The sequence below is a fragment of the Chelativorans salis genome (genome assembly GCF_025336525.1).
GTDB lineage: Bacteria > Pseudomonadota > Alphaproteobacteria > Rhizobiales > Rhizobiaceae > Chelativorans > Chelativorans salis.
The window spans coordinates 561587-584491 of sequence record NZ_JAOCZP010000003.1 but is presented as its reverse complement, the minus strand read 5'-3'; the positions used below and the strand labels follow the sequence as shown (position 1 = coordinate 584491).

Here is a 22905-nt window from a genome sequence, read left to right as displayed (position 1 = left end):
GGGGAAGAAGATGGCACTACAAAGCATGACGGGCTTCGCCCGCGCCGGGCTTGACGACGAGATGGCCTCGGTCACCTGGGAGCTTCGCTCGGTCAACGGCCGCGGGCTTGAGGCGCGCCTGCGTCTGCCGCCGGGTTTTGAGCGGTTGGAGCAGCCGGCGAAAAGTGCTGTCGGTAAGCGCTTCTCCCGCGGCAACATACAGGCAAGCCTTTCCGTTACGCGCGGCGAGGCACTGCGCCGCCCCGTGGTCGACGAGGCGTTCCTAGCCGAGATGGCTAAACTTGCTCATTGGCTGGAACAGGAACACGGTGCCGCCCCCGCTACGGCCGACGGCCTTCTGGCGCTGCGCGGGGTGATGGAGATGCCCGACGCCAGTGCCGACGAAGAGGCGCGTGCGCGGCTCGACGAACTCGCCCTTCGGGCGCTGGATACTGCCTTGGACGAGCTTACGACGGCGCGATGCGACGAAGGCGCGTCACTGGGCACGGTCCTGGAAGGTCACCTTGCGGCAATCGAGGTGCTCACCCTGCGGGCGGAAGCCGACTCCTCGCGCGAGCCAGCCAATATACGCGCCCGCCTCGAAGAGCAGGTGCAGCTTCTCGTGGACGCAGCCCCCGCTCTCGACGAGAGCCGCCTCCACCAGGAAGCCGCCTTCCTCGCCACCAAGGCCGATATCCGCGAAGAAATCGACCGGCTGAAAACGCATGTCGCCTCCGCTCGTGCGCTTCTAGCCACCGGTGGCCCGGTCGGTCGCAAGCTCGATTTTCTTGCGCAGGAATTTAACCGCGAATCGAATACTTTGTGCTCCAAGTCCAATGCCGCTTCCGTGACGGCGATCGGCCTCGAACTGAAGGCGGTCGTCGACCAGTTCCGGGAGCAGGTACAGAATCTGGAGTAGCGGGCATGGAAGCGGACTTCTCATCCAACGGCATTCGCCGCAGGGGCCTGATGCTTGTTCTGTCGTCGCCCTCCGGCGCCGGCAAGTCGACGATTGCGCGCAGTCTTCTGGAGAATGACAAGGAATTTGCCCTGTCGGTAAGCGTGACGACGCGGCCGCGCAGGGCGAGCGAGATCGAGGGCGTGCACTACCATTTCAAGTCCCAACGCGACTTCGAGATGCTGCGCGACAGCGATGAGCTTCTCGAATGGGCCGAAGTGCACGGCAACCTCTACGGCACGCCGCGCAAGCCCGTGGAGGAGGCGATCGCTGCTGGCCGCGACATGCTGTTCGACATCGACTGGCAGGGCGCCACACAGCTGCGCGAGAAGATGCGCGGCGATATCGTCTCCGTCTTCGTGCTGCCGCCGACGATGGACGAGTTGCTGGCGCGGCTGAAGCGGCGTGCAGAGGACCCCGATAACGTCATCGAGACACGCCTTAGGAACGCCCGCCATGAGATCGAGCAATGGCGGGACTACGATTACGTCATCATCAATGACGACCTGACGCGCGCCTTCAAGGCAGTGCAGGCGATCGTCGCAGCGGAACGCCTACGCCGCGACCGGCGGCCAGGGCTCTTCGATTTCGTCGCCGGACTGTTGGAGGAAAAACCGGAGTAGCCGACGCTCGCGTGAGCAAGTGCGGCCTCAAAGCGCAGTCGCCAGTGCCACGAACTCCTCAACGCTCAGCGTCTCTGCCCGACGTCTCCCGTCGATCCCCGTCGTCTCCAGAAGGGCCTCACCGCCGACCGCCTTCAGGCTCTGGCGCAGCATCTTGCGCCGCTGACCGAAGGCCGCTTCCGTCACCCGCGCCAGCTTTCCCACCTCGACTGGCAGGGGCTCGGCGCGTGGCACAAGCTGCACCACCGACGAGGTCACCTTGGGCGGCGGCGTGAAGGCTTGGGGTGGCACCTCGAAGACGATTCGTGCCTCCGTGCGCCAGCCGGCCAGCACGCCGAGGCGTCCGTAGTGGCCGCTGTCCGCTCGGGCGACGATACGCTCGGCCACCTCGCGTTGGAACATGAGCGTCATGGACGCGTAGAAGGGCGGCCATCCTTCCGGCGTCAGCCAGCGGACGAGCAGTTCGGTGCCGATATTGTAGGGCAGGTTGGCGACGACCTTTACCGGCTCCTTCCCATCGGCAAGTGCCGCGAAATCCGTCTTCAGCGCATCGCCGGCCACAATCTCCAGCCGGCCGGGATAGTGTCCGGCGATCTCCTCCAGTGCCGCGATGCATCGCTCGTCGCGTTCGATCGCAACCACGCGTGAGGCCCCCTCGCTCAAGAGCGCCCGCGTCAGACCGCCAGGCCCCGGCCCCACCTCGATGACTGTCGCACCGTCGAGCCGGCCTGCCGCGCGCGCGATGCGGCGTGTCAGGTTAAGGTCGAGCAGGAAGTTCTGGCCGAGCGCCTTTTTGGCGAAAAGCCCGTGCCGCCGAATGACATCGCGCAGCGGCGGCAGTCCGTCCATTGTCATGGTGCGTGCTTTTCCGCATTGTCGGCAAGCCACCGGGCGAGCTCGATGGCCACAATCAGGCTGTCGGGGCGGGCAACGCCCTTTCCGGCGATGTCGAATGCGGTGCCGTGGTCGGGTGAGGTGCGGATGAAGGGGAGGCCGAGTGTCACGTTCACCGTATCGTCGAAGGCGAGCGTCTTCACCGGGATCAGCGCCTGATCATGATACATGCAAAGAGCGGCATCGTAGTTTTTCCGCGCCGCAGCGTGAAACATCGTGTCCGCCGGCAGTGGGCCGAAGGCGTCGATGCCTTTGTCGCGCAGGGCCGCGATGGCTGGTGCGATAATGTCGATATCCTCTCTGCCCATCGCGCCGCCTTCGCCTGCATGGGGATTGAGGCCGGAAACGGCAAGCCGCGGGGAGGGAATGGCGAAACGCCCGATAAGGTCCCGGGCGACGATCTCGCCCGTTGTCTCGATCGCTTGCCGGGTCAGGCTTTCCGCCACCTCGTTCAGGGCCTGGTGGACCGTCACCGGTACTGTTTTCAAGTCCGGCCCTGCAAGCATCATGACAGCGGTGGCCGGCCCGCCGGTCGCCTCTTCCGCCAGATGGCCAAGATATTCCGTGTGACCGGGATACTGGAAGCCTGCGTCATAGAGCGGCTTTTTGGCAATGGGGCAGGTGACTATGGCGGCCGCACGGCCCGATAGCGTGTCCTCCACGGCGCGCGTGATCGCCTCGACCACGCCGGCCGCATTGGCGCCGGAGGGAATGCCTGGCGTATCGGCCAGTCGGTTTTCCAGCGGCACGACCGGAAGGGCGGTCGCAAAATGCGCCGCCGTATTCTCCGGCGAAACCTCAATGAGCGGTACATCGAGCGCCAGCCGCTGCGCCCGTGCCGCGATCAGAGCCGGATCGCCCAGAACGTAGAAGGTGGGCAGTGCCTTCGCCTCGCGCGCCAGCCATGCACCGAGCAACACTTCCGCCCCGATACCGGCGGGCTCGCCGATCGTCAGCGCCAGCGGGGAGGGGGCAGATCCGGTCACGAGCCAGCCGCAGCCTTAAGCACCATCAGCGCTTGGCGATGCGCGCCTTCTCGCGCAACTCCGTCATCAGCTCTTCCGATAATTGCTGGACGGTTCCATCGCTCTGTTCCTCGCTCTGGAAAACCATCTGCGCCACGTGGTCATCCGAGACCTCCCGCGCGCTACAAACGCCGATGAACTCCACACCGCGTTCCGTCTCGCGCACCGGTGTGGCGTTGCCGGGGCTGGTGCTCTGCACCTGCTCTTTCCAGTCCCCCGGCAGCTCCGGCGCCAGCACGCGACCCATGTCCTGCACGGTTACGTCGATCAGGCCCTTGGCAAATTGCACGGTCGTGTCGCAGCTCTGGAAGCGGTCGCGCATGGCTTGTGCCTCGCGCTTGCGCTTGGCAAGCAGTTGCGACCGTTCGGCGGACGGGATGACGAAGATTACCCGCTGCAGCATGTACTCGGTCGCCGTCGGCTTCTGCCCGCCCTGCTGCAGCATCCTGTGCACCACCTCCTGCTCGCTCAGCGAACCTCCGGAGCGCTGGCGCGCCTGCAACAGGCGGCCCCAGCCAATCTGCGTACGCATGAACTCCTTGAAGTGTTCCTTCGTCACGCCGGACTGAGCCAGAATCTGGTCCAGTTGCGCCTGAGAAAGATTGTTGGAGGAGGCGAAGTTCGCGTAGGACTGGTTGACCATTTCATCCGTAACGGGAACCCGCGCCCGCTCTATCTCCTGCTGGCGCAGTGTCTGGTCGATCATCTCCTGCGCGGCGAGCTCGTTCAGATTGCCGTTCCGCCGCATCAGCTGCAAAAGCGCGACACGGCGCTGGATATCATAGCTCGTCACCGCCTTGTCGTTGACGACATAGCGGATCTCCGCTGCCATTGCGGGGGTGGTCGGCGCCATGGCAACGGCTGATAATGCCGCCGCCAACAGCGCTGCTGTCAGTAGGCGGGTTCTGCCCGCTGGCTGGGTCGTTTCTGTATTCTTCATAACATACTGACCATTCGAACTCGGTTTTCTATCCATACGCGCCACGAGAGGCAAAACCGTGGCATGGATCGCCGATCCTTCTTGATTCTACTGCGTGAGCGCACTCGAACTGCTGCCGAATTCACCGAGCGTACGCAGCGCAATGCTGAAACCGAATTTGTTCTCCGGCTCGTTGGTGCTGCGGCTGCGCGTCTGGCTGAAGGTCATCGTATAGATGAAGCACTCGTCATCATAAGCGAAGCCGAAGGAGTTTTTCACCAGCACGTTGGTCTCCAGGTCGTAGGTCGCCGAAGCAAATCCACGCCAGTTCTCGTGGAAGCGCAGCGAAGCGCTCCCGCCGACCTCCCGGCGATCTTCGTCGAACCCGTAGAGCGGCTGGCTCTGGATGAAGGCGTATTGCGCGTTCACGCTCAGCGGGCCCAGCCTTGTCCCCGCCCGCACGTCCGTGCGGCGCAGTTCGAACGTCTCGTCGTCGAAACGCCCCGCCAGCGAAGCGGAGAAGCCGTTGGGTGCTGTGAAGCCGACCAGCCCGACATAGTCGGACACGTCCGTGTCCAAGCCCGAATAGGCGCCGGCGTTTACCAAATCGGGCGAGGCATAGGAGTTCACGCCGCCCAGATGATAGGACTGGCCGAACAGGCCGTGCGCCGTCCAGCCGCCCGCGAACATGCCCGAATAGCGGATGCCGAGATTGGCCCTGGTGCCGCCCTCGATGCGGTCGTATCCGGAGAACTTGTCGCGTTCGAACAGCGTCGAGGCATCGAAGACGAGCGATTGGGCGTCCTCGTTCGGGATGCCGAGATCGTCGTTATAGGGTTCGTCGGGCCGCACGAAGATTTGCGCCATCGGCTCCAGGACATGCGAGGCGCTGGCGGTGGAGAACAGGATCGGCCAGCGCGCCTCCAAGCCGGCGGTCACCATGGACCTGTAGTAGGCGGAGCGTATGTCGCTGTTCGTCGCCTGGCCGTTGATCGCGAAAGCCTCGATTTCTGTCTGGGCGCCGGCCGACAGGTCGCTGTAGATGCCGTCGCCGCGGGCGTGCAGCATGGGAGTAAGCACCAGCCCCATGCTGGTCACGAAGGAACGCTTCCACTCGGCCTCCGCCGTCAGCCGCCCGGAATTGCCTTCCAGCCCCTGCAGCTTCGTGCCGTACATGCCCTCGCTGCGGTGCAGCGCCTGAACGTTGACATCGAGGTTCAACTCGCCGCCGGCGACCGGTTCGTCGGGCGTATAGGAATAGTCGAGATTCGGCGCCACCCAGGGCTGTTTGTCGTTGCGCGCACGTGGATGGTCGTCGAGCCGGTTTTCCTGCACCTGGAAGTGATAGCCCCTCAGGTCGAAATAGTTGCGGTCGTTGAGGCCGGTCAGATAGATTTCCGAGGTATGCACCGAGCCCGAAAAACCCTCGATGCCGTAGGTTTTGGAGAAATTCTTGTCCGTCTGTGCCAAGACGTCCCAGCCGAAGGCCCAGCGCGGATTGATTTCGAAGCGCCCCGTGGAGCCGATCATGCCGCGACCGGTCTCGAAGTGGTCGACCTTGTCGCGACCCCATTCCTCGGGGCTCTGCTGGCGGATGCCGGCGATCTTCAGGTTGTACTGCCCGTTATCGAACTGCTGGCGCCATTCGGCCTCACCGAGAAAGCCCTGGTTGGTATAGCCGGTCACCGACGCTGTGAGATCGTAGGTCGGCGACAGCGCCAGGTAGTAGGGCACCTTCAGCCCGTAGCCCAGCTCGCTGCCGCCCCTGATGCTGGGCATGAGGAAGCCGGACTTGCGCTTCACTGTCGGATCGGCGATTTCGAAATAGGGGAAGAAGGCGATCGGCACGCCGAAGAACTCGAAACGGGGCCGCTCGAAGCGCACCGTCTTGGCCTCTCCGTCCCAGATGATCTTCTTCGCCTTGATCTGCCACAGCGGCGGCCTGTCCGGATTTTCCTCGCACGGTTCGCAGGCGGTGTAGACGGCTTTGTTGAAGGTGGTCAGCCTGTTTCCCGAACGCTCCGCACTTTCCGCGGCGAAATAGGTCTCGTCGACCGTCTCCACCCTGAGCGCATGGACGAAGCCCTCGCTGAAATCGTCGGTGACATCGATCTGGTCAGCATAGATGCGGTTGCCGTCCTCCTCGATGATTTCGACATTGCCGCTGGCGATCACGCGTGAAGTCGTGCGGTCGTAGGTGACGCGCTGGGCCACCAACCGATTGCCGGCATATTCGATTTGCACGCCGCCCACGGCACTGATCGTGTTGAGGTCGTTGTCGTAGACGAGCGTATCGGCGGAAAGCAGCATCTGCGCGTCCCGCGGCAACTCGCTTCTGTCGAACCCGCCCACCTGCGCGGTTGCGACGGAGGCGGCCGCGATAAGGGCGACAAGCGCCACACCCACCTTGACGCGTCGCCGACGCGTCAAGAGAGAGGCCTTGCGGCCCCTCGTCACCGCTTCCCCCGCCACTAGCCGTCCTCCTTGAACAACAGGAAGGTTACTCCAAAAAACATCGCTACGACCACCGGCACCCACGCCGCCACGAAAGGCGGCACGAATCCGGCGCTACCAAATGCCTTGACCAAAACCGAAACGACATAAAGCAGAAAGCCGGCAAGGACGCCACCCAGAATCACCGTTACCGATTGCCCCATCCGCGCAAATCTCATGGAGACCGTCGCCGCAATCAATGTCATAGCCACGAGGAGGGGAGGCAGCGTCACCAACGAATGAAAATACATAGCGAAAGCATTGGCGCGTAAGCCAAAAGAGCGCGCCACCTCGATCTTCGCCGGAAGCGCGAAAACCGACACCGCCTCGGGCTGTGTGAGCTGTTGACCCACGAATTCGGACTGCAGACTTGTTGGTACGTCAACGGTTGCCAGGGTCTCCGGTGGGCCCCCGCCGCGCCGCCGGGTTACGTCATTCAGTTCCCAGTGGCCATCGCGGAGCCATGCGCGGCGAGCGTCCAGCCTCTCGACGATTCGGTCTTCCTGATCCATGATGAAGAATACCGGCCGCACCAGCGCCGTACCGCCCTCGAGGGCGGCATCCGCGCCGATGATCGTCTCGCCTGATTGGGTCCGCTGCTTGATCCAACGCTCTTCGCCCGTATTCGCCCTGGTCTTGGCGCCGCGTACCTCGGCCTCGATCGTCTGCGCCTTGGAGAAACCGGCTGCCGCGATTGGGCTCAGGATGAGCACCGCAAGCAGACCGAAGATGAAGGCACCGAGGGCAATCGGCGCCAGGAACTGCCAGGCGGAGATGCCGGCCGCACGCGCGACCACCAATTCATATTTGCGGTTCAGGCTGATGAGGGTGGCCATCGCCGAGATGAGCCCGACGAAGGGCACGACCTGCTGCATGATGATAGGCAGTTGCAGGGCTGCAAGCCCCAGCGCCCATTGGGCCGAATAGCCTTCGAGATCGCCCGCCCGCCCGGCAATCTCGGTGAAGGTGACGATGAAGACGAGCGCGGCGATGCCAAGAAAGTTCCAAGCCGTGATGACCGTGTAGCGGCGAAAGAAATAACCGCCGAGCGTTCTGCCGATCATGCGCGCCTCCGCGCCCAGCCGAAGCGCCGGGAAAGATCCTCACGAACGCTCTGGAGACGCTCGCTCAGCTTTTCCGTCCAGCTCGTCGGCAGCTCCATCATGCGGTTGGTGGCGATGAAACCCGTACAGATGACCATCATGCCTATGGGCACCGCATAGAGGACAAAAACGAAGAATGGCTTCGTCTCCGCCTGGTTGCTGGCATAAAAGCCCACCCAGCGCACCAGAAGGCCGATCGCCAAGGTGGTGATCATCGGATGCACCCGCGCCTCTCGGAAGGAGCGCGCGTCGCCTGCCACTGCGATCCCTATGAGCGCAAAAACAATGGGATAGAGCCAATCGGTAAGCCGCTTGTGCAGTTCGGCGCGATAGCTTTGCGGGTTTGTCGCGTAGGCCTTGTCGTTTGGATCCGGGTTGAGAAGATAGGTGAGATAACGGTCCTTGCGATAAAGCGTCGGCGTGTCCGAGCCGCGGGTGAATTGGGACAGATCGAAGGCGTAGGCTTCGAAGCGGATCACCGAGACGTCGCCGTTCTCGGACTGCCGCTGCACTTCGCCATCCTGCATGACGAGAATGCTGCCGCCCTCCCGCTCGACTGTAATGCCGCGGCGCGCGTGGTAAATCAGCTTCATGCCCTTTTCGCGCGTATCGGCGACGAAGATGCCACCCAGTTGCCCGTCCGGCAGGCGCTCGGATATCTGCACGAACACCCCGTCGTCCATCTTCTGAAAGCTGCCCTCCTGAAGGACCGTGGAAATCAGGTCTGCATTCGCGCTGGCCAGAAGCTGGCGCAGGGCTTGGCGTGAATATGGCTCCAGCGTGTTGCTGATGGCGAAGGCGGCAATGCTGGTGGCGATGGCGATCAGCAGGATCGGCCGGATGACGGCGTGGCGCGGACTTCCCGCAGCGCTGATGACCACCAACTCCGAATCCGTGTTCATCGTCGCCAGGGTCTGGGCGACGGCGATGCCGATGGCAAACGGCATGACGATGGGGATAACAGCCGGCAGCGTCAGCGCACCGGCGACGAAGAAGGTCGCGGCCGACTGCCCGCTGCTCGTCACCAGGTCGATGCGGTTGAGCACCTGGGTGGTCCACACGATGAGAAGCACCCACGCCAGCGCGGCAGCGAAAATCGATAGCGTGCGCCGCAATATGTAGAGCTCAATCACCTTCATCGGCAGATGTGTCACCTGTGTTGACGGCCACTATATGGCGCACGGCCTCCCGTGCGTCATGGTGGTACAACGCGGACCCGCCGGTTTGAAAGGTTCGGCAGAAATTGTCCCCGCCCCAGTCTGTCGTGGACAGGCCTAACGAAGCGGAAAAGAACGCGGTTAACGATTCCCTGCCTGCACTCCCCAAGGAATGGTTTAACGCATACCCCATTCCACCCCCTTGTCAATTTGTTCAAAACCGCCAAGATCGCGCCAGCCCCAAACCTACCGGACAGGAAGCTCCATGACAGATAAACCGACCATCTCGTTCGCCAAATTCGCTGCGCCCAAGAAAGGCAGTGTCATCGTATTGGCGCCGGAGGGCGGCAAGCTCGGGGAGGCAGCCAGGGCGTGTGACCCGGCCGACATCCTTCCGAAGGTTTTCGCGGCTGCCGATTTTTCCGGCAAGCTCGCGACAAGTGTCGAGGCGTTGGCACCGCAGGGGACGAGCTACGACCGTCTTGCCGCCGTCGGCGCCGGCAAGACGGATGCGCTCGACGAACAGGCCTGGCTGAAGATCGGCGGTGCCGCTTCTGCCGCCGCCAAGAAGGCAACCGAGGTGACGGTCGTCGCGGAGGTCGCCGGTGCCGAGGCCAGTGCCCGTGACGTGGCGCTGATCGGCCTCGGCATCGTGCTGCGCTCCTACACCTTCGACAAGTACAAGACCCGCAAGGATGAGAACGGCGCGCCCAAGCCCGCCGCCGGCAAAGCGGTGAAATTCACCATCCAGTGCGCCGACCCGGCGGCTGCGAAAAAGGCTTTCGCCGAGGCTTCCGCCGTGGGCGACGGCGTGCTCCTGGCCCGTGATCTCGTGAACGAGCCCGCCAATGTGCTGGGTCCGGTGGAATTCGCGGCGCATGCCAAGGAACTGGAGGAACTCGGGGTCAAGGTGGATATCCTCACTGAGAAGGAGATGAAGAAACTCGGCATGCGCGCGCTTCTGGGAGTGGCGCAGGGTTCCGTGCGCCCGCCGCGCATGGCGGTGATGCGCTGGAACGGCGGCAAGGCGAAGCAGAAGCCCGTCGCCTTTATCGGCAAGGGCGTCGTCTTCGATACCGGTGGCATCTCCATCAAGCCGGCCGCCAGTATGGAAGACATGAAAGGGGATATGGCGGGTGCGGCGACAGTCGTCGGCCTTATACATGCGCTCGCCGCCCGCAAGGCGAAGGTGAATGCGGTCGGCATCATCGGTCTTGTCGAGAACATGCCGGACGGCAACGCGCAGCGGCCGGGTGACATCGTCACCTCCATGTCCGGCCAGACGATCGAGATCATCAACACCGACGCTGAAGGCCGCCTCGTTCTGGCCGACCTGTTGTGGTACTGCAACGAAGAGTTCAAGCCCCAGTTCATGGTCAATCTGGCGACGCTCACCGGCGCCGTCCTGGTTGCGCTGGGCAACAGCCACGCTGGTCTGTTCTCCAACAACGACACGCTTGCCGAGCGCTTGACGGCAGCTGGAACCGTGACGGGCGAGAAGGTCTGGCGCATGCCGATGGGCAAGGAATACGACAAGCTCATTGACACCAAGAACGCCGATATGAAGAACACCGGCGGGCGCCACGCAGGCTCCATCACCGCCGCCCAGTTCCTCAAGCGCTTTGTCGACGGCACGCCCTGGGCGCATCTCGACGTCGCCGGCACGGCCATGTCCTCGCCATCCTCCGAGATCAACCAGTCGTGGGCGTCTGGCTACGGCGTGCGCCTGCTCGACCGGCTGGTGGCCGACCATTACGAGGGGTGAGGGTGGAAGTCCTTTTCTATCACCTGACCGAATCGACGCTGGAAGAGGCACTGCCCCCGCTCGTGGAGAAGAGCCTGGAGCGGGGGTGGAAGGTCGCCGTCCAGACGGCCGGCGAGGAGCGCCGCGACGCCCTCGACGCGCGGCTGTGGACCTTCCGCGACGACAGCTTCCTGCCGCACGGCACTGACCGCGAGCCGAATGCGGCCGAACAGCCGGTGCTCCTCACCACCGCTCCCGAAAGCCCCAATGGCGCGACGATCCGCTTCCTAGTCGACGGGGCCGAACCTGGCCCTCTCGACGGCTACGAGCGCGCCGTCTTCCTCTTCGACGGCCACGACACGGCACAACTCGATGCCGCCCGTGCACAGTGGAAGGTGATGAAGGCTGCCGGCCACGACGTCACCTATTGGCAGCAGGGCCGGGACCGGCGTTGGGAGAAGAAGGCGTGATGGGGTAGTGCAGGTACGTTGTGCCTTCACCCTCGTCCTTCGACAGGCTCAGGATGAGGGTGAAGGCATGGCGACGCTAGTGCAAGCCGCAACGCTGGGGGAAGGGCGCAAACATAGCCCTCACGGTGAGCCTGTCGAACCACGTGGGCGGGGTGCCATGCACGTACAACAGGGAGCTACCCAATCTCCCGAAGCACCGCCTCCAACTCCCCCAGATGCTCGATCTGCCGGAAGCGGTCGGCGCCCGAAGGCGCCTCGGCATGCTCATGCGCCCAGGTGAGTTCATGGGGAACGAACACGCCCCAGCCGCCGGCCTCGATCGCCGGCAGCACGTCCGACTTCATCGAGTTGCCGACCATCATCGCCTTGTCGGCACCGTTGCCGTGCCGGGTGAATATGCGCTCGTAGACCGCACGGTTCTTGTCGCTGACGATCTCTACCGCATCGAAGAAATCGCCGAGACCCGAAGCCGCCAGCTTGCGCTCCTGGTCGAACAGGTCGCCCTTGGTGATCAGCACGATGCGATACTGCCCGGCGAGCGCCTCCAGCGTTTCGCGGGCGTGCGGCAACGGCTCGACCGGATGGTCGAGCATCTCGCGCCCCGCTTCCAGAATGTCCCGGATCGTCTCCGCCGGCACGCGCCCCTCGGTGATCTCGATCGCCGTCTCGATCATCGAAAGGGTAAAACCCTTGATGCCGAAGCCGTACTTGCCGAGATTGCGCTTCTCCGCCTCCAAGAGACGCGCCGAAAGATGATCGGGTTTGGCGTAGTCGGCTAGAAGCTCGGTGAAGCGTCCTTCCGTGAGCCGGTAGAAACGCTCGTTTTGCCACAGCGTGTCGTCGGCGTCGAAGCCGATGACAATCGCGCTCATTCCGCCATCTCCCCCTCATACTCGGCCGAAAGCGCCAGCCATTTCTCCTCCTGCCGCTCGACGGTCCGCGCAAGGTCCGCGCGCTCCTTGGCGAGGGAAGAGGCCTTGCCAGGGTCGCGCTCGTAGAGGCCGGCATCGGCCATTTGCGCTTCGATGGCTTCCAGGCGCTTGCGGGTACGCTCGATCAGGCCTTCGGTCGCCTTGATCTCCTTGGCAAGCGGCTCGAGTGCGGCCCGCCGCTTGGCCGCCTCGCGCCGGCGTTCGGCCTTCGAAGCCTTTTCCGCCTCGCGCTTTTCCCTGTTGCGGCTCGCTCCGCCGGTGGTCAGCGCGCGGTAGTCCTCCATGTCGCCCTCATAGGGGCGCACGGTGCCCTGGTCGACCAGCCACAGCCGGTCTGCGCATGCTTCGATCAGGTGCCGGTCGTGGCTGATGAGGATGACCGCGCCCTCGTAGGTGTTCAACGCCTCGACCAGCGCCTCGCGGCTGTCGATGTCGAGATGGTTGGTCGGCTCGTCGAGGATGAACAGATGCGGCGCCTCGAAGGAGGCAAGGCCCATCAGGAGGCGCGCCTTCTCGCCGCCCGACAGGTCGCGCGCCGGCGTGTCCATCTTCTCCGTCGAAAGGCCGAACTGCGCCACGCGCGCTCTGACCTTGGCCTCCGGCGCATCCGGCATCAGCCGGCGCACATGCTGGTGCGCGTTCTCATCGGGCCTCAGATCCTCGAGCTGGTGCTGGGCGAAGATCGACACCTTCAGCCCCGGCGCCAGCGTCATCGTGCCCTTTTCGAGACCGAGCCTGCCGGCGATCAGCTTGGCGAAGGTGGACTTCCCGTTGCCGTTGGAGCCGAGAAGGGCGATGCGGTCGTCCTCGTCGATGCGCAGTGACAGGTTCTTCAGAACCGGCTTGCCCGGCTCGTAGCCGACCGTGCCGCCCTCTACGGCGACGATGGGGGAGGCGACGGCCTTGGCCGGATTGGGGAAACGAAACGGCCGAACGTGCTCGTTCACCGCCGCGGCGATCGGCTGCATGCGCGCCAGCGCCTTGAGGCGCGACTGCGCCTGCCTTGCCTTCGAGGCCTTGTAGCGGAAGCGCTCGACGAAAGCCTCCATATGCTTGCGCTGGGCCTCCTGCTTGACGCGCGACTTCTCCTGCAGCTCGGCCTTTTCCGCGTATTGCCGGGCGAACTGGTCGTAGCCGCCGCGCCAGAAGGTGAGCCTCTTCTGCTCCAGATGCACGATCGAGGAGACGGCGTTGTTGAGAAGGTCGCGGTCGTGGCTGATGAGAAGCACCGTGTGCGGATAGCGCGACAGGTAGCTTTCGAGCCACATCGTGCCTTCGAGGTCGAGATAATTGGTCGGCTCGTCGAGGAGAAGCAGGTCGGGCTCGGCGAACAGCACCGCCGCCAGCGCAACGCGCATGCGCCAACCGCCGGAGAAGGAGGAGGCCGGGCGCTTCTGCGCCTCGGCATCGAACCCGAGGCCGGAGAGGATGGAAGCCGCCCGCGCCTCGGCCGAATGGGCGTCGATGTCGGCAAGCCGCACCTGGATCTCGGCGATGCGGTGCGGGTCTTCCGCCGTTTCCGCCTCGCGCATCAGACGCTCGCGCTCCGCATCCGCCTTCAGAACGATGTCGATCAGCGGCTCTTCGGTGCCGGGCGCTTCCTGCGCCACCTGGCCGATGCGCGTTCCCTTGGGCAGGCTGACCGTGCCCGTCTCCGGCGCTAGCTCGCCGGTGATCGCGCGGAACAGCGTTGTCTTGCCCGTGCCGTTGCGGCCCACCAGTCCGGCTTTGGTGCCGGCGGGCAGGGTGAGCGAGGCATGCTCGATGAGTAGCCGCCCGGCAATGCGCAATGAAAGGTCGTTGATCGTAAGCATGACGGCGCGGTTTAGGACGTTGCTGCTGGCACTTGCAAGCCCTCTAGGAAAACTCCCTGCCTTCCGGTGTGCGGTGAAAATAGATCATGTCGAGCGACGGTGGCTCTTTGCCCAGCACCGACAGGATCATGTGCGCCTGGCCGCGATGGTGTGTCTGGTGGTTGAAGAAATGTGTGAGCGCCGGTGCCAGGCGCTGGGAGATGGTGCGCGGGTTGACGACGGTCATGTAGGTGAACCGCCCCTGGAGCGCTTTCTCGTCAAGGCCGGCGATCCAATCGACAACGCGTTCGTCCTCCGCCTCGCGCGCCTGCTTGAGCGACGGCAGGGCCGGATGAAGGATCGCGTCGAGTCGCGCCGGCGCCCCGCCTTTGCCGGTGAAGCGCTTCATCCAGATGCGGTCGGCCACGAGAATGTGGTTGAGCGTTCCCACCATGGACTTGAAGAAGGCACCCACGTCGCGCGCATATTCCTCCGCGCTCAGACCGGCCGCGGCCTCGTAGAGGAGGCCATTCGCCCACCGGTTATAGGCCGCCATCATCTCGAAATGCCGCTTCATGCTGTTTCCCCGGTCTGGCGAGTCGGTGCTCATGACTAGCGCATCTTTAGCGCTGCCACCCATCAATTCCATACATCCTTACCGTGCAAAAAAGCGATTGGAACCTTCGCCCGGAGTGGGATAAGCGGTAGGGACACAAGGGAGAAGGCGATGACGATCCTGCTCTATGACCTGGTCGGAAGCGACGAACGCCGGCCCTTCAGCCCGCATTGCTGGAAGACCGCTTTTGCGCTCGCCCACAAGGACCTTTCCTTCGAGACCGTTCCCACCCGCTTCACTGAGATCGCCGGTATCCAGGAGGGCGCGGCCAAGTCCGTACCCGTCATTCGTGATGGCGACCGTGTGGTAAGAGATTCTTTCGCCATCGCGCTTTATCTGGAGGAAGCCTATCCGGACCGGCCGACGCTGTTCGCCGGAGAAGGCGGCAAGGCGATGGCGCGGTTCGTCGAGCGCTGGTCTCAGCTTACGCTCCATCCCTTCATCGGCGAGGCGGCGCTGATGGATATCCATGGCATGCTCGGCCCTGCCGACCAGACCTATTTCCGGGAAAGCCGCGAGGCGCGCTTCGGCAAAGCGCTGGAAGAGGTGCCGGCGGGCCGCGAAGCGAAGCTCGAAGGATTCCGGACGAGCCTCGCGCCGCTGCGCACACTCTTCTGGCACCAGCCATTCATCGGCGGCGACGGCCCGCTCTTTTCCGACTATATCGTCGCCGGCGCTCTGCAATGGGCGCGCGTGGCCTCGCCCTTTCCCTTCCTGGCGCCCGACGATCCGGTGGCCGAGTGGTTCGCTCGGTGTCTCGATCTTCACGACGGCTTGGGCCGCAGCGTGCCCGCGGCGGCGTGATCGCTCTTCACACGAGCCTTCCGCGCCGCTATAGACCCGCCATCTCAATTCTTTCCCGTCAAACGCAAGGACCTGAAATGGCGATTGAACGCACCTTCTCCATGATCAAGCCGGACGCCACGGCGCGCAACCTGACCGGCGCCATCACCAAGATGTTCGAAGACGCGGGCCTGAGGGTCGTCGCCTCCAAGCGCGTGTGGATGAGCCGCCGTCAGGCCGAAGGCTTCTATGCGGTCCACAAGGAACGCCCCTTCTTCGACGAGCTGTGCGAGTTCATGTCCTCCGGCCCGACCGTGGTGCAGGTGCTGGAAGGCGAGAACGCCATCGCCAAGAACCGCGAGATCATGGGCGCCACCAATCCGGCCGACGCCGCTGAGGGCACCATCCGCAAGCTCTATGCCAACTCCATCGGCGAGAACTCCGTCCACGGCTCAGACGCGCCTGAGACGGCGGCCGAGGAGATCCGCTACTGGTTCTCTGACGTCGAGCTGGTCGGTTGAGTTGTAGCCACCCCGCCTGCGTCATTCCGGAAGCCGGAGTGAAGCGGAGGCTGTCCGGAACCCATTCCGGAACGTTGATGTCGCGGAATGGGTGCCGGACAAGCCTTCGGCTTGTCCCTGATGACGACCGATAGCACTTAATGGCTCTCGCCGAACCTTCCGGCTATTTCCGCCAGCGCCCCAGCGCCTCTTCGTCCGCCGCCTTCGCCTCCACCCAGTGGCCCGTGTCGCCGCCGGCGGGGTGTTCCTTTTTCCAGAAGGGCGCACGCGATTTGAGGTAGTCCATGAGAAAGTCCGCCGCTTCCAGTGCGGCCTTTCGGTGCGTCGAGGCGGCCACGACCAGGACGATGTTCTCGGCCGGCAGGAGTTTGCCGAAGCGGTGGATGACGGTGAGGCCGGTGAGCGGCCACCGCTCTGCTGCTTCGCTCGCTATACGGCCGATCTCAGCCTCGGCCATGCCGGGATAGTGTTCAAGTTCCAGCGCGGCGAGCTTTCCGTCCTCGTCGCGGCAGCGCCCGGTGAACGTCACCACCGCGCCGACGTCCTTGCGTCCCGCCGTCAGCCGGTCGATCTCGGCGGCGATGTCGAAATCCTCCGCCTGCACGCGCACGAGGGGCTGGCAGCGGTTTTTCACGGTCAGCCTCCCGTCATCGGCGGAAACAGCGCCACCTCGCCATCGGCCGGCAGCTTCGCATCATGATCCACATGTTCGTGGTCCACGGCGACGCGGATCACCTCCGCATGCTCGAGGGCAACCGCATAGCCGTCGCCGCGCGCCTTCAGCCATGCCAGGAGATCGGCCACCGTCTCTACCTCGCCGGGCGGGGTGACCGTTTCGGTCTCCTTGCCGATGCGTTCGCGTACCCATGCGAAATAGACGAGTTTCATGCCGTTCATTCCTCGATGATATGCTTCAGCCCGGCGCGAAAATAGTCGTAGCCGGTATAAAGCGTCACCAGTGCGGAGAACCACAGAAGCACGATGCCGGCCTCCGTCGTATAGGGCACCACCTTGTCTCCTGCGGGGCCGGCCAGCAGGAAGCCGATCGCCACCATCTGGATCGTCGTCTTCCATTTGGCGAGCTGGGTCACCGGCACGCTCACCTTGAGCGCCGCCAGATATTCGCGCAAGCCCGACACGAGGATCTCCCGGCACAGGATGATGATCGCCGCCCACAGCGTCCATCCGGCAATGGTGCGGTCCGTATCGGCGGCGAGCAGCAAGAGGCAGGTGGCCACCAGGAGCTTGTCGGCGATCGGGTCCAGCATCTTGCCAATATTCGAGGTCTGCTGCCAGGTACGGGCGAGATAACCGTCGAAATAGTCGGTGATGCTGGCCGCCAGGAAGATGCCGAGCGCACTCCAGCGTGCGAAATCGCTCGACTGCAGCCGCCCTTCGAGGAAAAAGCACAGGACTATCAGCGGCACCGCCATGATGCGCGCATAGGTGAGCAGGTTGGGCAGATTGAAGGCGCTTTGCGGCTGTTGCATGGATTGCTGGCTCATGGATAGCCTTTTCAAAATCAGACGCCGTAGCGTGCGGTCAAGCTGACATATGGGCGACCCCTCGGTCGGTAAAGCCCTATCTTCCCTCGTGGAAGTGGTTGTAGATCTGCCGGGCGATGGATTCGGAGATCCCATCGACCTCCATCAGGTCCTCGATACCCGCCCGGCTGACCGCCTTCGCTGTACCGAAGTGGTGCAGAAGCGTCCGCTTGCGCCCCGGTCCGATGCCGGCGATCTCATCGAGCGGGTTCCTCACCATCTCCTTCTTGCGCCGTGACCGGTGCGAGCCGATGGCGAAGCGGTGCGCCTCGTCGCGCAGCCGCTGCATGAAATAGAGGACGGGATCGCGCACCGGCAGCGAGAAGGGCTGCTTTCCCTCCATGAAGAAGCGTTCGCGCCCGGCGTCCCGATCCGGCCCCTTGGCGATGCCGATCACCGTGACAAGGTCGGCGATGCCGAGATCGTCGAGGATCTGCCGCACGGACGACATCTGCCCCTTGCCGCCGTCGATCAGGATGACGTCCGGCCAGGTGGGGAAGGCATCAGCCTCCTCCTCGCCGTCAGCGCCGTTTTCCGGCAGGCCCTGTTCGTTGATGAGCCGGGAGAACCGCCGTTGCATTACCTCGCGCATCATGCCGAAATCATCGCCTGGCGTGATCTCGGTCGAGCGGATGTTGAATTTGCGGTACTGGTTCTTCACGAAACCTTCGGCGCCCGCCACGATCATCGCACCGACGGCGTTGGTGCCCATGATGTGGGAGTTGTCGTAGACCTCGATACGCCGGGGTGCCGCCTCCAGCCCGAAGGTCTCGGCGAAGCCTTCCAGGAGCCGTGCCTGCGAAGAGGTTTCGGCAAGCCTGCGTCCCAGCGCCTCGCGCGCGTTGCGCAGGGCATGCTCCGCGAGATCCTTCTTCTCGCCGCGCTGCGGCACCGACACCGAAACCCTGCGTCCCGCCCGCGTCGACAGCGCCTCGGTCAAGAGCGCCTGGTCCTCGACGGTGTGGGAAAGGAGGATCGCGCGGGGGCAGGGCTTGTCGTCGTAGAACTGGGCAAGGAAGGAGCCGAGCACCTCGCCTGGCCCAAGTGCGGGATCCGCCTTGGGGAAATAGGCACGGTTGCCCCAGTTCTGCCCCGTCCGGAAGAAGAAGACCTGGATGCAATTCTGCCCGCCTTCCTGATGGATGGCGAAGACGTCTGCCTCTTCGATGCCTTGCGGGTTGATGCCCTGGTGGCTCTGCACATGGCTGAGTGCGGAAAGCCGGTCGCGGTAGACCGCCGCTCGCTCGAAATGGAGCGCCTCGGAGGCCTCTTGCATGGCTGTCGCGATGTCAGCCTTCACCCTGCTGGAGCGCCCGGAAAGAAACGCCTTCGTCTCCGCCACCAGCGCCGCATAGTCCTCTTCGCTGATTTCGCCCGTGCAGGGGCCGGAGCAGCGCTTGATCTGGTAGAGCAGGCAGGGCCGCGTACGGCTTTCGAAGACCGAATCGCTGCAGGTACGGATGAGAAAGGCCCGCTGCAGTGAATTGATGGTTCGCCCCACGGCGCCGGCCGAGGCGAAGGGGCCGAAATAGTCACCCTTCCTCGAGCGCGCGCCGCGATGCTTGAAGATGCCAGGGGCAGGATGGTCGCCGGTCAGAAGGATGTAGGGAAACGACTTATCGTCGCGCAGGAGAACGTTGAAGCGCGGGCGCAGGCGCTTGATGAGATTGGCTTCGAGAAGCAGCGCCTCTGTCTCGGTGCGCGTGACGACGAACTCCATCGATGCCGTCTCGCGAATCATGCGCGTGATGCGGTTCGTATGGCCGCGTCCCTGGGCGTAGTTCGTCACCCGTTTCTTCAGACTGCGCGCTTTGCCGACATAGAGCACGTCGCCCTCGGCGTTCATCATGCGGTAGACCCCCGGCGCGTTGGGCAGGCGCTTGACGACCGCCTGGATCACCTCCGCGCCGACGGCGGCACTGTCCGTACCCGCGCTATCCCACTCGACGGTCTTCCCGGGCAGGGGAGTTGCTTCAGGGGAAAGATCGGATGTGCTCATTCTGCCACTCCGGCGGTATCCGGCGTCTGCCAGGCCAGATGCTGCCCGCCGTCGAGCGCGATCATCTGTCCCGTTACCGACGGCGTTTCCCACAGATAGCGGATCGTGGCGCCGAATTCCGGCAGTTCCGGGCCCCGCTCAAGAATGAGCGCCTTGGTCTGGCGCTGGAAGTCCGCCTCGCCCTGGCGGTCGTTGGGCAGGGCCGGGCCGGGGCCGATGGCGTTGACGCGGATACGCGGGGCCAGCGCCTGTGCCATGGTACGGGTTGCCATCCACAGCGCCGACTTCGAGAGCGTATAGCTGAAGAAGCGCGGGGTCGGCTTCCATACACGCTGGTCGATCATGTTGACGATCAACCCCTCTTCTTCCTGCGGCAGTGCCCGCGCGAAACTCCTGGCGATGACGGCGGGGGCCTTCACGTGGATGGCGAAGTGCCGGTCCCAGACCTCTTCTGTAAAGTCGGTCGGCGAATCCTCCTCGAAGATGGAGGCATTGTTGACCACGAGCCTGACCGATCCCAACGCTATCGTCGCCTCGTCCACCAGCATCTCGACCTGCTTGGTGTCGGTGAGGTCGGCCTGCAGCACGTATGCCTCGCCGCCCTCGGCCGTAATTGCGGCCGCCAGCTGGTCTGCTTCCTCGCGCGACGTGCCGCAATGAATTGCGATCCTGAAGCCGTGTGCGGCCAGATCCAGCGCGATGGCTCTGCCGATCCTTTTTGCCCCGCCTGTCACGAGAGCGCACTTTCCTGTCTGCGGCATCCGTTCACCCCGTTCCTCGCGGCTTATATATGGCCTCGCACCGCGTATTTATAGCACCTTCCAGACAGCTACTGCCGTCACGGAGGGAAGGGGTGGATGGTGATGCCATGACAGTTTTCGTCAATAGCAAAGGGTCGAACTTCTGCCGTATTCGCCGCCGTTATTGCGCCGTGCTTCACCGCTGAGCTTTTTTGGTGGAGTTCGATCGTTATTGAATGCTCTTATCGATAGGTGAATTTGATGAAGACCGTACGTACGCTGCTTCCTTGCGCAGCACTCCTCGCTTTTGCAACCGCTGCCAACGCGGCGGACGCGATTACCATGCCCCCGCCCGAAGCCCCGGCGCCGCTCGCCGTGTCCGCGCCGTCGGATTGGAACGGCGGGTATGCCGGTGCCACTGTGGGCTATGCCTTCTCCAGCGACTCGAAATTAACGGATGGCACGGATTCCTGGGAGCGTGACGGAAAAGGTTTCCTCGGCGGTGTTTTCGCCGGCTACAATTGGCAATCCGGCAGCTTCGTCTATGGCGTAGAGGGCGACCTCAGCGTCGGCAAGCGGAACGAGAACATCGACGGTGGAAAGGAAAAGTGGGGCATCGACACCGCCACTTTGCGCCCGCGCCTCGGCTATGCCATCACCGACAAGATCCTGCTTTACGGTACTGCGGGCGGGGCGGTGAAGCCGATGAGCTACTATGACGGCACCGGCAAGTCTGATTCGAAGACGATGCTGGGTTGGACGGCTGGCGCTGGCGCCGATGTGAAGCTCACGGAGCGCACCTTCGCGAAGCTGGAATACCGGTATACGGACTTCGGGAAAGAGAAGTTCAATATCGACGGGACATCCTACACCGACGAGACCAAGCAGCAAAAGGTGCTGATCGGCATCGGCATCTCCTTCTAGGATATCCTGCCAACGCATATTGAACGGCCGAGTCCTTTCAGAAAGATCGGGCTCGGCCTATTCGTGTGTCCTTTCAGCAACAGGTAAAGACCGCAAGGGGCAGTTCTGGCCGAATAGCCATCATGCGGCCATCTTTGGCGTCTTTCTCCGTCACCAAGGCGGAACCGCGTGGCCGAATAAATGTTTGTAGGCCGGCGGTTGGGGCATATCGGGGCGTTTTGCTGGCCTCCCGGCAGACTGCGCCTCCCCGAACTGCAGATGTGGCAAGGAGTTCACACGATGAGAGTCAAGAGTTTTATGCTAGGCACGGCTGCGGCCGGCCTGTTTGCAGCGGTGGCCGTTCCGGCCTTTGCCGCTGACGCGGTTCTGGAGCAGCCTCCGGCACCGCCCGCTGCTCCCATGGAAGTAGCGCCGGTAGCCACTTGGGCTGGCCCCTATGCGGGTGTCGCGGCAGGCTACGGCTTCGGCGGCAGCACGGAGGCCGAGACCGGTGGCGTGACCACCGACATCGACACCGACGGCTTCGTAGGCAACGCATTTGCCGGCTGGAACTGGCAGTCCGGCACCTTCGTCTACGGTATCGAGGGTGACGTCGGCTACAACGGTATGGACGGCAGCGATGCCGGTCTCGAGACGGAAGGCGGTGTCGACGGCACGTTGCGCGCCCGCCTCGGTGTCGCGGCCACGGACAACATTCTGCTCTACGCCACTGCCGGCGGTGCCGGTGGCCGTCACGAGCTGTCCGACGGCGCCTCCTCCGACAAACAGACCATGTGGGGCTGGACGGCTGGTGCCGGTGCCGACGTGAAGCTGACCGAGCAGGCTTTCGGGCGGCTCGAGTACCGCTACACGGATCTCGGCAGCGAGACCTTCGACCTCGGTGCCACCAGCTACGATGTCGACGCGAACAGCCACAAGGTCCTTGTCGGTATCGGTATGCAGTTCTAGGCGTAAGCAAGCCCATGAACAGGAAAGCCGGGCCCCTGGGTCCGGCTTTTTCTTTTGGAGCTTATCCGCCCCGCGTCGGCGGCATAAGCGCCTTCTTCAGCCGGCAGGCCTTGCGGTCGACCTCCTGGCAGGTGCGGAACTCCAGGTCCCGCGTCAAGCAGATCCGCACCTCGCGCATATAGCGCCGGTCGCAGACAACCGCGATGCCCTCTGATTCGAGCCCCGGATTGGCGGAGACGAACAGCTTCTCCACCTCATCGGGCGCCATCATATGCGGCGCTGTCAGCTGCGAAAACTCCGACGGCACGACGATCCGTTGGCGCGCCTCGCGCATGAGCGCGAAATAGTCCGACTGTCCGAGGCCGGAGCAGGAGCCATGCTTGCGCCACTGATGACCGATCAGGCCTGCAGACGGCGCGATGTCGAGATAGTCTTGCACCAACCGGTCCGGCACGCGATCGGCCTGGCGGCTGCGGCAGAATTCGGGATAGCCGCGCTCATATTGCGGCCACAGCCCGTGCACGACGAAGGCATAGGGCCGCGCGCCGCCGCATTGCTGCTCGTTCGCCTCGGCACCTTCCGCCATGCAATAGCTGGGCGACCAGGAAAGCGACAGGACGTAGAAGTCGAAGGCACCCGGCTCGGCATCACGCTCGCCAGAAAGGGCGATGCAGGGCGCGGCGGCGAGAAGGGCTGCCGCGGCTATCCTGCGGAGGAAGCGCATGCGTGGATGCAAAGCC

The 22905-nt window shown here is 63.8% G+C and carries 23 protein-coding genes; 8 read left to right on the top strand and 15 right to left on the bottom strand.

Annotated elements, in window-relative coordinates; all coding sequences use genetic code 11:
- The first annotated feature begins 10 nt into the window (after positions 1-10).
- Positions 11-898, top strand: a complete 888-nt coding sequence (locus N5A92_RS12925) for a YicC/YloC family endoribonuclease (RefSeq protein ID WP_260903260.1) — start codon at positions 11-13, stop codon at positions 896-898.
- Positions 899-903: 5 nt separating this feature from the next.
- A complete protein-coding gene (gene gmk, locus N5A92_RS12920; protein WP_260903259.1) occupies positions 904-1560 on the top strand; it encodes a guanylate kinase in 657 nt (218 codons plus the stop codon).
- Positions 1561-1587: 27 nt separating this feature from the next.
- On the opposite strand, the gene rsmA is transcribed toward gmk, so the two are convergent.
- The 6 genes from rsmA to lptF form a co-directional block, all read right to left on the bottom strand.
- Entirely contained in the window at positions 1588-2415 is an 828-nt protein-coding gene (gene rsmA, locus N5A92_RS12915) for a 16S rRNA (adenine(1518)-N(6)/adenine(1519)-N(6))-dimethyltransferase RsmA (RefSeq protein WP_260903256.1), read from the bottom strand.
- The gene (pdxA, locus tag N5A92_RS12910; protein WP_260903255.1) at positions 2412-3440 is read right to left on the bottom strand and encodes a 4-hydroxythreonine-4-phosphate dehydrogenase PdxA; all 1029 of its coding nucleotides are present in this window, start codon (positions 3438-3440) and stop codon (positions 2412-2414) included. The genes rsmA and pdxA overlap by 4 nt, the downstream gene beginning before the upstream one ends.
- Before the next feature lie 25 nt (positions 3441-3465).
- A complete protein-coding gene (locus tag N5A92_RS12905; protein ID WP_260903254.1) occupies positions 3466-4332 on the bottom strand; it encodes a SurA N-terminal domain-containing protein in 867 nt (288 codons plus the stop codon).
- 174 nt (positions 4333-4506) lie between these two features.
- Positions 4507-6708 (bottom strand): LPS-assembly protein LptD, encoded by a 2202-nt coding sequence (locus N5A92_RS12900; RefSeq protein ID WP_260903607.1) that lies wholly within the window; start codon positions 6706-6708, stop codon positions 4507-4509.
- A gap of 161 nt (positions 6709-6869) precedes the next feature.
- A complete protein-coding gene (gene lptG / locus N5A92_RS12895; RefSeq protein WP_260903253.1) occupies positions 6870-7955 on the bottom strand; it encodes an LPS export ABC transporter permease LptG in 1086 nt (361 codons plus the stop codon).
- Complete coding sequence (lptF, locus tag N5A92_RS12890; RefSeq protein ID WP_260903251.1) at positions 7952-9133, bottom strand: LPS export ABC transporter permease LptF; 1182 nt, start codon at positions 9131-9133, stop codon at positions 7952-7954. The genes lptG and lptF overlap by 4 nt, the downstream gene beginning before the upstream one ends.
- A gap of 283 nt (positions 9134-9416) precedes the next feature.
- Between lptF and N5A92_RS12885 the strand changes: the two genes are divergently transcribed.
- Positions 9417-10916 carry a leucyl aminopeptidase gene (locus N5A92_RS12885; RefSeq protein WP_260903249.1) on the top strand — a complete coding sequence of 500 codons (1500 nt, stop codon included), beginning with the start codon at positions 9417-9419 and terminating at the stop codon, positions 10914-10916.
- A 2-nt stretch (positions 10917-10918) separates the two neighbouring features.
- Positions 10919-11365 carry a DNA polymerase III subunit chi gene (locus N5A92_RS12880; protein ID WP_260903247.1) on the top strand — a complete coding sequence of 149 codons (447 nt, stop codon included), beginning with the start codon at positions 10919-10921 and terminating at the stop codon, positions 11363-11365.
- Between the two features lie 176 nt (positions 11366-11541).
- Here N5A92_RS12880 and N5A92_RS12875 read toward each other — a convergent pair whose 3' ends face one another.
- The 3 genes from N5A92_RS12875 to N5A92_RS12865 are packed head-to-tail and all read right to left on the bottom strand — an operon-like array spanning position 11542 to position 14667.
- On the bottom strand, positions 11542-12237 hold the full coding sequence (locus tag N5A92_RS12875) for an HAD family hydrolase (RefSeq protein WP_260903246.1): 696 nt from the start codon (positions 12235-12237) through the stop codon (positions 11542-11544).
- Complete coding sequence (locus tag N5A92_RS12870; protein ID WP_260903242.1) at positions 12234-14111, bottom strand: ABC-F family ATP-binding cassette domain-containing protein; 1878 nt, start codon at positions 14109-14111, stop codon at positions 12234-12236. Before N5A92_RS12870 ends, N5A92_RS12875 begins: the two co-directional genes overlap by 4 nt.
- A 43-nt stretch (positions 14112-14154) precedes the next feature.
- Positions 14155-14667, bottom strand: a complete 513-nt coding sequence (locus tag N5A92_RS12865; RefSeq protein WP_260903240.1) for a DinB family protein — start codon at positions 14665-14667, stop codon at positions 14155-14157.
- A 150-nt stretch (positions 14668-14817) separates the two neighbouring features.
- On the opposite strand from N5A92_RS12865, the gene N5A92_RS12860 reads away from it, so the two are divergent.
- Both N5A92_RS12860 and ndk read left to right on the top strand, forming a co-directional pair.
- Positions 14818-15510 carry a glutathione S-transferase family protein gene (locus tag N5A92_RS12860; protein WP_260903237.1) on the top strand — a complete coding sequence of 231 codons (693 nt, stop codon included), beginning with the start codon at positions 14818-14820 and terminating at the stop codon, positions 15508-15510.
- 77 nt (positions 15511-15587) lie between these two features.
- On the top strand, positions 15588-16010 hold the full coding sequence (ndk, locus tag N5A92_RS12855; protein WP_260903234.1) for a nucleoside-diphosphate kinase: 423 nt from the start codon (positions 15588-15590) through the stop codon (positions 16008-16010).
- A gap of 163 nt (positions 16011-16173) precedes the next feature.
- On the opposite strand, the gene N5A92_RS12850 is transcribed toward ndk, so the two are convergent.
- The 5 genes from N5A92_RS12850 to N5A92_RS12830 all read right to left on the bottom strand — a co-directional run bounded on the left by N5A92_RS12850 (position 16174) and on the right by N5A92_RS12830 (position 20314).
- On the bottom strand, positions 16174-16644 hold the full coding sequence (locus N5A92_RS12850; RefSeq protein WP_260903232.1) for a molybdenum cofactor biosynthesis protein MoaE: 471 nt from the start codon (positions 16642-16644) through the stop codon (positions 16174-16176).
- A gap of 2 nt (positions 16645-16646) precedes the next feature.
- Positions 16647-16898, bottom strand: coding sequence for a molybdopterin converting factor subunit 1 (moaD, locus tag N5A92_RS12845; protein ID WP_260903230.1), 252 nt, complete (start codon positions 16896-16898; stop codon positions 16647-16649).
- A gap of 5 nt (positions 16899-16903) precedes the next feature.
- On the bottom strand, positions 16904-17515 hold the full coding sequence (pgsA, locus tag N5A92_RS12840; protein ID WP_260903228.1) for a CDP-diacylglycerol--glycerol-3-phosphate 3-phosphatidyltransferase: 612 nt from the start codon (positions 17513-17515) through the stop codon (positions 16904-16906).
- A 76-nt stretch (positions 17516-17591) separates the two neighbouring features.
- Positions 17592-19553 (bottom strand): excinuclease ABC subunit UvrC, encoded by a 1962-nt coding sequence (uvrC, locus tag N5A92_RS12835; protein WP_260903226.1) that lies wholly within the window; start codon positions 19551-19553, stop codon positions 17592-17594.
- Positions 19550-20314 (bottom strand): SDR family oxidoreductase, encoded by a 765-nt coding sequence (locus N5A92_RS12830; protein WP_260903223.1) that lies wholly within the window; start codon positions 20312-20314, stop codon positions 19550-19552. Before N5A92_RS12830 ends, uvrC begins: the two co-directional genes overlap by 4 nt.
- 240 nt (positions 20315-20554) lie before the next feature.
- On the opposite strand from N5A92_RS12830, the gene N5A92_RS12825 reads away from it, so the two are divergent.
- Together N5A92_RS12825 and N5A92_RS12820 are read left to right on the top strand one after the other, a co-directional pair.
- Positions 20555-21217 carry an outer membrane protein gene (locus tag N5A92_RS12825; RefSeq protein ID WP_260903221.1) on the top strand — a complete coding sequence of 221 codons (663 nt, stop codon included), beginning with the start codon at positions 20555-20557 and terminating at the stop codon, positions 21215-21217.
- A gap of 279 nt (positions 21218-21496) precedes the next feature.
- On the top strand, positions 21497-22165 hold the full coding sequence (locus N5A92_RS12820) for an outer membrane protein (protein ID WP_260903220.1): 669 nt from the start codon (positions 21497-21499) through the stop codon (positions 22163-22165).
- Positions 22166-22226: 61 nt separating this feature from the next.
- Here N5A92_RS12820 and N5A92_RS12815 read toward each other — a convergent pair whose 3' ends face one another.
- Positions 22227-22889, bottom strand: a complete 663-nt coding sequence (locus tag N5A92_RS12815) for a ribonuclease T2 family protein (RefSeq protein ID WP_260903219.1) — start codon at positions 22887-22889, stop codon at positions 22227-22229.
- Positions 22890-22905: the final 16 nt, after the last annotated feature.